This window comes from Eubacterium sp. SB2 (genome assembly GCF_001244405.1).
Classification (GTDB): domain Bacteria; phylum Bacillota; class Clostridia; order Lachnospirales; family Lachnospiraceae; genus Faecalicatena; species Faecalicatena contortus_B.
In genome coordinates this window covers 188863-201812 of sequence record NZ_LN865153.1, presented here as the reverse complement: position 1 = coordinate 201812, position 12950 = coordinate 188863, and the positions used below count along the sequence as shown (strand labels likewise).

Genomic DNA, 12950 nt, shown 5'->3' with positions numbered 1-12950 from the left:
ATGGCTCTATTAGAAGTAAAGAATCTGGGAATCTCATTCGGAGGTCTCCGTGCGGTAGACTCTTTTGATGTCACTGTCGAACCCGGCCAGCTCTATGGATTAATTGGGCCGAACGGAGCGGGAAAGACAACCATTTTTAATTTGCTGACAGGTGTCTACCAGCCCACGGAAGGCAAGATCCTCCTCGACGGCAAAGATATAACAGGGAAAAAAACCATCGACATTAACAGAGCCGGTGTGGCCCGAACCTTTCAGAATATCCGTCTGTTTTCAGCATTGACTGTCCGGGATAATGTAAAGGCAGGCCTTCACAATGGATATCGTTACAGTACCGTGGAGGGGATCCTGAGACTTCCACGCTATCACAGGGTGGAAAAAGAGATGGATAGAAGAGCGATGGAATTATTAAAGGTCTTTGATCTTGATAAAGAGTCGGAATATCTTGCATCCAATCTTCCCTATGGAAAACAGCGGAAGCTGGAGATCGCAAGAGCTCTTGCAACGAATCCGAAGCTCCTGCTGCTGGACGAACCTGCGGCTGGAATGAACCCGAACGAGACGAATGAACTGATGGATACAATCAAGTTTGTGCAAAAAGAATTCAAGATGACGATCCTTCTGATTGAGCATGATATGAAGCTGGTCAGCGGAATCTGCGAGAAGCTGACGGTACTGAACTTCGGCCAGGTACTTGCCCAGGGAGATACAAAAGAAGTGCTCAGTAATCCGGAAGTAATTACGGCTTACTTAGGCGAATAGGAGGGGATATAGTTGTCAATGTTGAAAATTACAGATTTGGAAGTATATTACGGGGTAATCCAGGCAATCAAAGGGATATCCTTCGAAGTAAAAGAAGGAGAGGTCATCGCGCTGATTGGGGCAAACGGTGCGGGGAAGACGACGATTCTCCACACGGTTACAGGATTGATTGCGCCGAAAGCCGGAAAAATAGAATTCGAGGGAACCGATATTACGAAGACACCTGCCCATAAGATTGTATCCATGGGAATGGCGCACGTACCGGAAGGAAGACGTGTGTTTGCGCAGCTTTCAGTATATGAGAACCTGAAGCTTGGCGCCTATACAAGATCGGATAAAACGGAGATAGAACAGACACTCGAAATGGTATATAAGCGTTTCCCGAGGCTGAAGGAGCGCAGGAACCAGGCGGCAGGAACCTTAAGCGGCGGCGAGCAGCAGATGCTTGCCATGGGAAGGGCGCTGATGAGCCATCCGAAGATTATTCTGATGGATGAACCGTCCATGGGACTTTCCCCCATCTTTGTAAATGAGATATTTGATATCATCAAAGAGGTAAGCGCCGGAGGAACAACCGTACTGCTCGTGGAACAAAATGCAAAAAAGGCATTGGGTATTGCAGACAGAGCATACGTTCTGGAAACCGGGAATATAGTGCTTACAGGAGAAGCGAAAGCACTGATGAACGATGAGTCAATTAAGAAAGCTTATCTGGGTGAATAAGAGGGGGTGTACTTGTGGACAACATTATTATTACAATTCAGAGGCAGTTTGGAAGCGGCGGAAAGACGATAGGTGAAGATCTTGCCAGAGAACTCGGCATTCCGTGCTATGGAAGAAACATCCTGCGCATGGCATCGGACGACAGCGGAATTAACGAAGCATTATTTAACGAGGCAGATGAAAAGATCCAGTCGGGCAAGCTGTTCGGGATATCCAAGCATATCTATGACGGGCAGTTAATTCCTCCGGGCCGGGACAACTTTGTATCCACCGAGAACCTGTTTTACTATCAGGCCAAGATTATGAAGGAACTGGCGGAAAAAGAATCCTGTGTGATTATCGGGCGCTGCGCCGGATTTGTGCTCCGTGATAATCCCAATGCAATCAGCGTTTTTGTACATGCGAACAAGCAGTTCTGCCTGGACAGAGCAGGAGAGCGCGTTGCGCTTACCGGAAAAGAGCTGGAGCGGTATGTGGAAGAAATTGATAAATACCGGGGGAATTTTCACAGATACTATACAGGCCTGGAATGGGATGATGCGAAGAATTATGACTTGAGTATCGACAGCGGTAAAGTCGGATTTGAAAAGACCGGGGAGATCATAAAAGAATATGTGAAGATCCGGTTTGGAAGACTGCCTTATGCGGGGGGACGGTAACGAGATAATTTGTTGGCGGAGGGGGACGCTCGAGGAAGGGAGAGCCGTGAGCCTCCAGAAGAATATACCTGTTCTCTCTATACGCGGACACGGACCTAAGAAATACCAGGCGTGGTACAGCCCTGAAAATGGAGCACAGCTGACACATCGAGAGAAATCTGATGATTTCTCGCGCTGGGTCAGCTGATTTTTTGATTCGGGATCAAAAAATCTCTCCATTTTCACGGCTGTACCACGCCTGGTATTTCTAAGATCCGCTTTAGCGTATAGAGAGAACAGGTATATTCTTCTGGAGGCTCACGGCTCTCCCTTCCTCGAGCTGGTGCATCCAACGGGAAGTGAAACTCGTTTCCATGGAGGTTCCTTAGACGGGAGCAGCGTATGGGTAGTGAATTGGTGGAACTTTTTATTGTCAGTAAGTTTTTAAACATCTTCGATTCAATTGGACTAATATACCACCGGGGAATGTTTCAATTCCTTCAGGACAGAAGGACGTCGATTTGCAGCCAGTTCACATCCGCTGCAACCGTCGAAGTCCCTCCGGATAATCAGCTCTTAACTACCGTCCGGATGCGTCAGCTTAATGACAGGGATGCAGGGAAGGGGACGGGGCTATATATGCCGGCAGCGGTTGTCCTAGAAGCAGTTGGCAGCACGGGTGCATTTCGAACCGGCATATATAGCCCCGTCCCCTTCCCTGCATCCCTGTCATTAAGCGTCCCCCATCAATACGAGTAATCCCACAGTTGCTATTATCCCCCATGTCCCCTATAATAGACTTCAGTATAGTAGTTGAAACTAAGCGGGAGGTGATTCTGATGAAAAATATTATGATTATAGATGACGATGTAAGTATTGGGAATATGCTTGAGGAGGTTCTGACCAGGGAGGGGTGCAGGGTTTCCCGTGCGTATTCCGGGACAGAGGCTCTTCTTTATCTGGAGGCGAACAGACCGGACCTGATCCTGCTGGATCTGATGCTGCCGGGGTTAAGCGGGGAGGAAGTGCTTCCTGAGATAAAGGGGATTCCTGTGATTGTGATCAGTGCAAAAGCGGAAGTCAGTGATAAGGTGGAACTGCTGCTGGGCGGAGCAGCGGATTATGTTACAAAACCGTTTGATATACAGGAGCTGCTTGCACGGATTGAGGTCCAATTTCGGAACAGATCCTGTACAGAGGCTTCTTCTGTTCTTAAATGGGAGGAATTGTCCATGGATCTGTCCGCACACTCTGTCAGCGTGAAGGAGTGCGGAGTCCGTCTGACGAAAACGGAGTTTGCGATTTTAAAACTTCTTATGAAAAATCCGTCTCAGGTGATACCAAAGTCTGTGATACTGGACAGAATCAGTGAGGATACCCCCGACTGTGTGGAAAGCTCTCTAAAGGTTCATATCAGCAATCTGAGAAGGAAACTGCGGGAAGCCGGGGGCAGGGATTACATTGAAGCTGTCTGGGGAATTGGTTTTAAACTGAAAGAAGAATAAAATCTTTACGATTTCTTTACTGCCTTCTTTACTGCTGTCTTAACCTTTATCAGTTAGAATGCCAGTATCAAACAAAAGGAGGCAAAATAAATGGAATATGTTCTGACAACCGATGCCTTAAGCAAACAATACGGACATTTTAAAGCGTTGAATAATTTTTCCATACATGTCCCGAAAGGGGCAATCTATGGTTTTGTGGGTAAAAACGGCGCCGGCAAGACGACACTGATCCGGCTCATATGCGGCCTGCAGGAACCGACATCGGGGCAGTATACGCTCTATGGGGCCGGCAGCGGAGGTGCGAAGATTGCACAATCCCGACGCAGAATGGGGGCAGTAGTGGAAACGCCCTCTATCTATCTGGATATGACCGCACAGGAAAATCTGAAGGAGCAGTACCGTATCCTGGGTCTGCCGTCTTTTGATACGATACCGGAGCTTCTCAGGCTGGTGGGACTGGAAGATACCGGAAAGAAAAAGGCAAAGAACTTTTCCCTGGGGATGCGGCAGCGACTGGGAATCGCAATTGCACTGGCGGGGGATCCGGATTTTCTGGTATTGGATGAACCGGCTAATGGTCTGGACCCGCAGGGGATCATCGAGATGCGGGAGCTGATTCTAAAGCTGAACAGGGAGCGGCAGATTACCGTTTTGATTTCCAGCCATATTCTGGATGAACTGTCCCGTCTTGCCACGCATTATGGTTTTATTGACAGGGGACATATGATTAAGGAGATCAGTGCACCGGAACTGGAGGCTGCCTGCCGTAAGTGTGTGCGTGTGGAAGTGACAGACACTGGGGCGTTGTCAAAGGTGCTGGACCGGATGGAACTGGAGTATGAGATCCTGTCTGACAGCCAGGCGGACATCTTTGCCAGTGTAAATGTAACCGCTTTGGTACTGGAGCTTGCAGAAATGAACTGTGAAGTGCTGTCCATGAATATCCGGGATGAAAGCCTGGAAAGCTATTACGTCAGTCTTGTAGGAGGTGGCAGCTATGAGTAAACTTTTGTCTGCAGACTTTGCGAGACTCAAAAAAGACAAGGTATTCTGGATCGGTATGATATTTATGTTGGCAGTGGGAATTCTAAGTCCTGTCATGAACTATATCAATATGAATCAGGGAGGATACAAAATTCCCCTGGAGAGTTCATTTTTTGTATATGCTGTCTACATTGGAATTCTGTTGTCAGCATTCTGCAGCCTGTTTGTGGGCACGGAATATAGTGACGGAACGATACGGAATAAGATTGTAATCGGTCATGGCAGAATTCAGGTTTATCTCTCGCACTTTCTGGTATGTTCAGCGGCAGGGCTGCTGATGTGTGCGGCCTATTTTCTGCCGGCAGGAATGATTGGAACTTGTCTGCTGGGATTTTTCCAGACGGATATTCAGGTGATTCTGGGATTGATTTTGTGCAGCGTTATCATGTCGCTGGCCTTTACTGCCGTTTTTACAATGGTTTCAATGCTGAACCAGAACAAAGCACTTGTGGCGGTGATCAATATGCTGGGTGTATTTATTCTGCTCTTTGGGGCCATTTATATCCGGACAAAGCTCTATGAGCCAAAAGTATATGAGGGTTACGTGTATAAGGATGAAAGCGGGAAAATCGTGGAGGTCGAAGAGGAACCTAATCCCAATTACCTCAGCGGCACAAAGCGGGAAGTGTATACATTTCTCTATGATGTTATACCTACATGCCAATCCCTCCAGATAACGTCGATGGAGGCGGTAAGCCCATGGAGGCTGGCCGGGTATTCTGCGGCAATCACCATTGTGGCAACAGGGGCCGGCCTGTTTTTCTTCCGGAAAAAGGATATCAAGTGAGTACTCCCGGCAATTCAGCCGCAAAAGAATGTCCGGGAATGCTCAAAGGAAAGGAGGACGTGTCATGCTCTGGCTCGGTATTTTATGTGCAGTTCTTGGAATCACAGTCGTCATATTGCTTGTCAAAATCGTTCTGCTTCACCGGGCGGCCGATGAAATACACTCTCAATTTGTCGAGAAGCTGGAGAATGACACGAATACCCTGATCCTCCTTTCTACCCGTGACCGCTATATGTGCAGGCTTGCCGAAGAGATCAACGTGCAGCTCAGGGAACTTCGTGCACAGCGCCGCCGTTTTCAGCAGGGAGATTATGAACTGAAAGAGGCGGTTACGAATATCTCTCACGATCTTCGCACCCCTCTGACCGCAATCTGCGGCTACCTGGATCTGCTGGAACAGGAAGAAATATCAGAGACAGCCGGCAGATACCTGGCGGTCATAAAAGAGCGTTCCGAAACATTAAAACAGCTCACGGAGGAACTTTTCCGCTACTCTGTGATCACATCAGTACACAGGGACGCCAATGAGGAAGATATCATATTAAATCACGTTCTGGAAGAAAGTATATCTGCATATTATGCCGCCCTGAAAAACAGCCGTATTGAACCGCAGATCTCCATACCGGAAGAAAAAATCAGGCGCAGGCTGGACAAAAAATCAGTATCCCGGATTTTCAGCAATATTATAAACAATGCGGTAAAATACAGCGATGGCGACCTCCATATCATGCTGCGGGAAGATGGTGAGATAATCTTTTCCAATCATGCATCCCGGCTCAACGAGATCCAGGTCGGAAGACTGTTCGACCGCTTCTACACGGTCGAGGCAGCAGATAAGTCAACGGGGCTGGGCCTTTCCATTGCAAAAATATTGACGGAACAGATGCATGGGAAAATCAGCGCACGCTACAACGACGGCGTGCTAAGTATCCATGTCCGCTTCTAAGAATTGCTAATTAGCTACGAGAATTAGCGGCGAGCTTTAGCCTCGGCGCGGATGGGGCCTCTAATAACCAAAATGCCGGGAAGTGTGCCCTAATAAAACTTTCCGGGGACAAAAAATTTCCCCCTGATCCAATACCATAAGCTGCCCCCGTCTAAGGCTCCATCTGAGGAACGAGTCTTTTCCTGCCGGCCGGATGCGCCAGCTCCATGAAGGGAGAGCCGAAGGCCCCCGGAAGAACATACCTGTTATGAAAAATCGCTTAAGCGGATCTTAGTAATTCTTGGCGGGAACCGGTCATGAAAATGGAGAGCTTCATTGATTCCGAATCAATGAAGCTGCTGACCCAGCGCGTGAAATCATCAGATTTCACGTGATGTGTCAGCAGTGCTCCATTTCCATGGCCGGTTCCCGCCTAGAATTACTTAGGTCCGTGTCCGCGATTTTTCATAACAGGTATGTTCTTCCGGGGGCCTTCGGCTCTCCCTTCATGGAGCGTCCCCCACCCCGAAAAAAACTACGTCCCTAATCTCAGAAAAATATCTTTGCAATGAGAAATTTTGATGTTATAATAGCATACATATGCAGCAAAAAGGAGAAAATGTATCAGGGATACATTACTTGTGCGGACTATGTTTGGTTATGTAACGATATGTGAGCCTGAGCTCAAAGTAAAGGATTTAAGGAAATACAGAGCATATTACTGTGGACTGTGCCGGACGCTGAAGGAGCGCTTTGGGGGCCTGGGACAGCTGACCCTGACCTATGACATGACGTTCGCGGTTATTTTGCTGACCTCATTATATGAGAGCGAAACCAGATTCTCCAGCCATCGCTGCAAGGTTCATCCAGTGAAAAAGCAGAATATGCTCCAGAATGAAATTACGGAATATGCGGCGGATATGAACGTGCTCCTGGCCTATTATCATCAGAAGGACGATTGGGAGGATGAGAAGAAGATCAGCGGTTTCGCGGGGTATCATGCCCTTAAGGGCAGGGCGCAGAAGGTCGTGGAGAAGTATCCGAGGCAGAGCCGTGTGATAGAGGAAGAACTGAAAAATCTTGCAGACTTTGAAAAAGAAGCAACGCAGGATATCGACAAGACAGCCGGGTGTTTCGGCAGGCTGATGGCAGAGATGTTTGTGTTCCGGGAAGACCTGTGGGAGGGAAGGCTCCGCAAGATGGCTTTTTACCTTGGAAAATTTATCTATATCATGGACGCATACGAAGACCTGGAGAAGGACAAGAAGGCCGGATGCTACAACCCTCTGAAGGAACTGAGCCGGAGGGAGGACTATGAGGAGCGGTGCAAGGAACTTCTCTGTATGATGATCGCAGAATGCAGTGCGCAGTTTGAACTGCTTCCCTGTTTATTAGATGTAGACATTTTGCGGAATATATTATATGATGGTGTGTGGACCCGTTATCGTAAGATGCAGGAACAAAAGAAGAAAAGTGAGGATAATCAGAATGACAAAGAATCCATATGATGTGCTGGGAGTTTCTCAGAATGCATCGGATGATGACATAAAAAAAGCATACAGGGATCTGACCAGAAAATATCATCCGGATGCCAACGTGAATAATCCGCTGGCTGACCTGGCGGAGGAGAAGTTCAAGGAAGTACAGGAAGCCTATGATGTAATCATGAAAGAGCGGGAGCAGGGCGGCGGTTATGCAGGCTATGGTTCAGGAAGCAGTTCCGGCGGTTATGGCTACGGTTATGGCGGTTCTGCAGGCGGTTACCAGCAGAGTAGCGGGCCGCAGAATGCAGAGATGCAGGCTGCCGTCAATTATATCAATTCAAGGCGCTATCAGGAAGCAGTCAATCTTCTGAACCGTATGCCGCAGCGGGATGCACAATGGTATTATCTGAGTGCGGCGGCTAACATGGGCATGGGCAACAACGTGCTGGCAAAGGATCATGCGGGCCAGGCCGTGAATCTGGATCCCGGTAATCCGCAGTACCGCCAGCTGTTAAACCAGCTCGAGTGGAACAGCCAGCGGTATCAGAATAATCCATATGGCGGCGGATACGGCGGCAACAACCAATCTTGCGGTACGGGAAACCTGTGCTGTGACCTGTGGTGTGCGGACAGCTTATGTGAATGTATGGGAGGAGATCTTTGTTCATGCATGTAAAGGCTAAGAAAATGGCTTTTGGAGGACTGCTGCTGGCTTTGACAATTGTCTGTATGGTGCTGGGCAGCGTGATAGAATCTAATACCTTATTTCTTCTGGCGGCGGCGTCCTATTTCGTGGGTATTATTATCCGTGAGACGGGAATGCGGACAGGTGCGGCCTTCTATATCGCGGCTGTGCTGCTCGGATTTATCGTGGCGCCGAATAAGATTTATGTCGTATCTTTTGCGGCCATGGGCTTTTATATACTTGCGGCGGAACAAGCGTTTGTGATGCTGGGCCGGACTGAGGCCAGGGTAAACAGAAAGGCGTTGTTCTGGGCGATTAAGTATATTATTTTTAATATTTTATATATTCCTGCGCTGATCGTGTTCCAGCAGCTTTTGTTCGGCAGGAATCTTTCCCCGGCATGGATGGCAGGGCTGATTGCTGCGGGGCAGGCAGGGCTTTGGATTTATGACAGGGCATATGATTATGTGCAGAGGCACATATGGAGTAAGCTGCGAAAACGGCTTTTTTAGGTGGCTTATAATTTAAAAAAGAGATGAGCATTCATTCCCGGTATGGCAGAAAAGTACATATCGGGGATTTTTTTGCTTATTTTAAATCCTTTTGGTTATATACAGGATTATATAGAGAGTAAGACGTTTTACAAAAAGAGAAAGGGGGAAGCGTTTTTTGGAGGACAGGGAACTGATCAGGCGGATTCAGAACGGGCAGAAGGAATATCTGAATGAAATTGCCGAAAAATATTATGATGATATTTACTATTTCTGCTGTTATCAGACCGGCAGCCGGGAAGACGCCTATGATCTGGCACAGGAGACGTTTCTCCGCTTTATACGGTACGCAGAGCAGTACAGGTACAGGAATCTGAAAGGCTATCTGCTGACGATTGCCATGAATCTGTGCAGGAGATATTTTCACGAGACGGGGCGGACGCGCCTGGTTACGGAAACGGTGGAAAATATCAATGGGAATGCGGCGGGATCCGGCAGGGCAGCAGCCGGGGATATAACGGCATCAGAGGGGCGGGAAACGGATACCACCGTACAGGCCATGGAGGAGCTGGAGCAGAGCCGGCTGCTGGCGGAAGCGCTTCTGAAGATTCCGGATATACAGCGGGAGGCAGTTCTTCTGCATCACTTTTATGGCTATAAAAACCGTGAGATTGCCCGCATGACCGGGGCATCCTGTGCAGCGGTTAAGTCCAGGGTTAATCAGGGACTCGGCAAGCTGCAGCAGCTTTTGGACAAGGAGGATTTTTATGGATAGACAACCGGAAAGGGAATCCTGGAGATTTCCGCTGGATGAAAAAAGAAAGAGGGAAAGTCTGGGGAGGATTGGCCGGGCTGCGGAAAAAAAGCAAATCCGCAAGTATCCGTCTCTGGCGGCAAATATCCGGAGCCAGCTTAAGTTTCAGTCGTGGAAGTACTGGGCTGTGCAGGGCGGGATACTTGTGGCCGCCATGGCGCTGGTTCTATATCTCAGCAGAGCAGAAGCAGACGGAGAGGGAGCCATCTCTGTCTGCGCTGTATTTCTGGTATTTGCGGGCAATATTGGATTGAGCGGTCTGGGCCGGCTTTTCTCACGGAATATGGCTGAACTGGAACAGACGCTGTATCTGAACCTGAAACAGATGGTCTGTATCCAGATGCTGTTTGGAGGGGCGGCAGATCTGCTTGTATTAGGAATGATTGTGGGTATCGCAGGCGGACAGAATGAAGCCGGAGCCGGAGCCTGTCTTTTGTATATGCTGGTTCCTTTTCTGTGGTCAGATTTACTGTATCTGTATATGCTGACCGCACTCCGGAGCATATGGCCGGGTTTTTGGCAGGTTTCGGCGGGATTGATCGGCGGGCTGCTTGCGCTTATCCCGGTGTTCATGGAGGATGCCTATAAGGCGGTATATTTACCGGTATGGGGAGTACTGGCGGCTGCGGGCTGTCTGCTGCTGGCGGCGGAAATACGCTATATGTTGGAAAAGATAGAAAGAGGGGAAGGGTTATGCCTGAATTAATATTAGACAGAGTGACAAAACAGTTTAAAAATAAAATTGCAGTGGATAAAGTATCACTCCGGCTAAAGTCGGGAGTATACGGATTCCTGGGGGCAAATGGTGCAGGTAAGACCACGCTGCTTCGGATGCTCTGTGGCGTCCTCAGGCCCACTTCGGGTGATATACTCTGCAATGGTGTACCGATCCGGGTTCTGGACGGTGAGTACCGCTGCATGCTGGGGTACCTGCCCCAGGATTTTGGCTATTATCCGGATTTTACAGCAAAGCGGTATCTGGAATATCTGGCAGCGTGTAAAGCGGTTCCAAAAGAGATCGCCGGAGGGAAGGTACAGGAAGTATTGGAACTGGTCGGGCTGAAAAATGAGCAAAAGCAGAAAATTCGAACGTTTTCAGGAGGAATGATCCGAAGGCTGGGAATCGCCCAGGCTCTTTTAAATGAGCCGGAAATTCTGATTTTAGATGAGCCTACATCCGGCCTGGACCCCAAAGAAAGAATCCGGTTCCGCAACATCATCAGCGCGTTGTCCAAAAGCCGGATTGTAATTTTGTCCACCCACATTGTTTCGGACGTAGAGTTCATAGCGGATGAAATTCTTCTTATGAAGGCAGGATGTATTGTAGAACAGGGATCACCGGGGGCAGTGACGGAGAGCGTGAAAGGCCGGGTATGGGAATATCGGGCGGATGAAGCAGAGGCACTGCGGATGAATGCGGCTTTTTCGGTCAGCAACCTAAGAAATGAAGGGGACAGGATCTATCTCCGGCTTGTCTCAGAAACTTGTCCCTGCGAGGGAGCAGTGCCGGTACATCCCGGGCTGGAGGATGTGTATATGTATTATTTTGAGGAGGCGTCGGATCATGTGGGAAATCTGGAAAAAAGAGATCTATAAAATTGCATCCCGGAAAGTAATCTGGTGCGGTGTGCTTTTGCTCCTCGCCTTTATAACCTTCCGTCTTTACGCTGAACAGAAAGACTATTCTGTAACGATTGACGGACAAAGTTATCACGGAAAAGAGGCCATAGAAAAGGACCGGAAGCTGACCGCAGAGTATGCAGGAATGCTGACACGGGAGAAGGTGCAGGAAATCTATGATAAATACGGATTCTATTATTATGATGATAAAACAGAAAGCTATGCAGGAAATTTCTGCAGCAAATTTGTAACAGAGCAGATGACAAATTATAACCAGACCAGCGGAAATGATCCGTCCCAAATCCGGTTTTATGAGGGCGAAAAGTGGGAACAAAACGCAGCGCCGCTCCTAAAGGATAATCTTCAATTTGACTACTTCTATGGCTGGCAGGATTTCCAGGAGATTTACGGTATGATGGGCATCCTGTTACTATACGTAATCCTAATCATCGGGCTTTCACCAGTATTTGCAGAGGAATACACACTGCGGACAGCGGACATCCTTCTGTCCACACAGCGGGGAAAAAAGAGCTGCATCTATCTGAAGATCGCAGCAGCGCTTTCCTTTACCGTCATCGTATATCTCATAGTAACGGCATATATCTGCTTCATTTATCTGCTCGTATACGGCACACAGGGCTTGGATGCCTCCGCCGTCCTGGGGGGAGCCCCATTTTTCGGTTACGGCCCCGGCAGCATCGGGGGATTCCTTCTGTCCATATCGGCCCTGGGCCTGGCAGGAGGGCTCCTGCTGACCGGATGTGTCCTGGCAGCCTCCGCCCTGTGCAGAAATTCCTTCCTGACCGTAGTCGTTTCACTATCCCTCTACCTGATCCCCGTGGTCTGGCTCAAAGTCTTTGCCCCCATGTGGATACTGGGATACAGCCTTACCCGTGCAGTAAACCACTTCATGGCATCCATGCCCATGTACCTCCCCATGAACTGGAGCTTTGGATTCACCGCCGCCCAGATCCACCGGCATCTCCTAACCGCCCTGGCCGTCGCCGTCTTCTGCCTGATCCTGGCCTACCAAAAATACCGAACCTACCAGGGCAAAAAATAACTTATCCCATAATTGGGACGATATCTTACGAAAACCAATTTATAAACACGCTCTGTTCTCATTTGCGTAAATAACAACCCCAGCCTTTATTATGTTCAGCCCAGCCAATCCCCATCCGCCGCACCCGCCCAGGGATCCCACCCCGAATAGAATCCTCCCTGCCGATCGGATGAACCAGCCAGGCGGAGTGTAAGCCGCAGGCCTTCCTGCCTGTAAGGGCGGTTTAAAACGCCTTATAGCGGGCGACTAGAAGTTCTTATAGAGCCGGAGGCATCCGGAAGGGATGAAACTTGATTCACCAAAATCAAGTTTCAATCCGGCCTGTGCTGAAAAAATATCAATTTTTTCAGCGCATGCCGGATGTGCCCTTCCGGATGTCTCCGGCTCTATTAGAACTTCTCCGCCAAGCGGT

15 protein-coding genes are annotated in these 12950 nt (G+C 48.8%); all 15 read left to right on the top strand.

Annotated features, from left to right (window positions below; translation table 11 throughout):
* The 15 genes from BN1938_RS13260 to BN1938_RS13185 all read left to right on the top strand — a co-directional run bounded on the left by BN1938_RS13260 (position 1) and on the right by BN1938_RS13185 (position 12538).
* Positions 1-759, top strand: coding sequence for an ABC transporter ATP-binding protein (locus tag BN1938_RS13260; RefSeq protein WP_050641066.1), 759 nt, complete (start codon positions 1-3; stop codon positions 757-759).
* Between the two features lie 18 nt (positions 760-777).
* Positions 778-1482: an ABC transporter ATP-binding protein gene (locus tag BN1938_RS13255; RefSeq protein WP_330377725.1), complete on the top strand. Its 705-nt coding sequence runs from the start codon at positions 778-780 to the stop codon at positions 1480-1482.
* A 14-nt stretch (positions 1483-1496) separates the two neighbouring features.
* The gene (locus BN1938_RS13250) at positions 1497-2141 is read left to right on the top strand and encodes a cytidylate kinase-like family protein (RefSeq protein WP_050641064.1); all 645 of its coding nucleotides are present in this window, start codon (positions 1497-1499) and stop codon (positions 2139-2141) included.
* A gap of 381 nt (positions 2142-2522) precedes the next feature.
* Entirely contained in the window at positions 2523-2879 is a 357-nt protein-coding gene (locus BN1938_RS13240; protein WP_050641062.1) for a hypothetical protein, read from the top strand.
* 80 nt (positions 2880-2959) lie between these two features.
* On the top strand, positions 2960-3625 hold the full coding sequence (locus BN1938_RS13235; RefSeq protein WP_187376314.1) for a response regulator transcription factor: 666 nt from the start codon (positions 2960-2962) through the stop codon (positions 3623-3625).
* A 90-nt stretch (positions 3626-3715) separates the two neighbouring features.
* The gene (locus BN1938_RS13230) at positions 3716-4630 is read left to right on the top strand and encodes an ATP-binding cassette domain-containing protein (protein ID WP_050641061.1); all 915 of its coding nucleotides are present in this window, start codon (positions 3716-3718) and stop codon (positions 4628-4630) included.
* Positions 4623-5456, top strand: coding sequence for an ABC transporter permease (locus BN1938_RS13225; RefSeq protein ID WP_050641060.1), 834 nt, complete (start codon positions 4623-4625; stop codon positions 5454-5456). Before BN1938_RS13230 ends, BN1938_RS13225 begins: the two co-directional genes overlap by 8 nt.
* A gap of 64 nt (positions 5457-5520) precedes the next feature.
* Positions 5521-6402: a sensor histidine kinase gene (locus BN1938_RS13220; RefSeq protein WP_050641059.1), complete on the top strand. Its 882-nt coding sequence runs from the start codon at positions 5521-5523 to the stop codon at positions 6400-6402.
* Between the two features lie 629 nt (positions 6403-7031).
* Complete coding sequence (locus tag BN1938_RS13215; RefSeq protein WP_050641058.1) at positions 7032-7889, top strand: DUF5685 family protein; 858 nt, start codon at positions 7032-7034, stop codon at positions 7887-7889.
* On the top strand, positions 7870-8541 hold the full coding sequence (locus tag BN1938_RS13210) for a J domain-containing protein (RefSeq protein ID WP_050641057.1): 672 nt from the start codon (positions 7870-7872) through the stop codon (positions 8539-8541). Before BN1938_RS13215 ends, BN1938_RS13210 begins: the two co-directional genes overlap by 20 nt.
* A complete protein-coding gene (locus BN1938_RS13205) occupies positions 8532-9062 on the top strand; it encodes a hypothetical protein (RefSeq protein WP_050641056.1) in 531 nt (176 codons plus the stop codon). The genes BN1938_RS13210 and BN1938_RS13205 overlap by 10 nt, the downstream gene beginning before the upstream one ends.
* Positions 9063-9219: 157 nt before the next feature.
* Positions 9220-9816: an RNA polymerase sigma factor gene (locus tag BN1938_RS13200; RefSeq protein WP_050641055.1), complete on the top strand. Its 597-nt coding sequence runs from the start codon at positions 9220-9222 to the stop codon at positions 9814-9816.
* Entirely contained in the window at positions 9809-10561 is a 753-nt protein-coding gene (locus BN1938_RS13195; RefSeq protein WP_050641054.1) for a hypothetical protein, read from the top strand. The genes BN1938_RS13200 and BN1938_RS13195 overlap by 8 nt, the downstream gene beginning before the upstream one ends.
* Entirely contained in the window at positions 10549-11451 is a 903-nt protein-coding gene (locus tag BN1938_RS13190; RefSeq protein WP_050641053.1) for an ABC transporter ATP-binding protein, read from the top strand. The genes BN1938_RS13195 and BN1938_RS13190 overlap by 13 nt, the downstream gene beginning before the upstream one ends.
* Positions 11420-12538: an ABC transporter permease subunit gene (locus BN1938_RS13185; protein WP_050641052.1), complete on the top strand. Its 1119-nt coding sequence runs from the start codon at positions 11420-11422 to the stop codon at positions 12536-12538. The genes BN1938_RS13190 and BN1938_RS13185 overlap by 32 nt, the downstream gene beginning before the upstream one ends.
* Positions 12539-12950 lie beyond the last annotated feature (412 nt).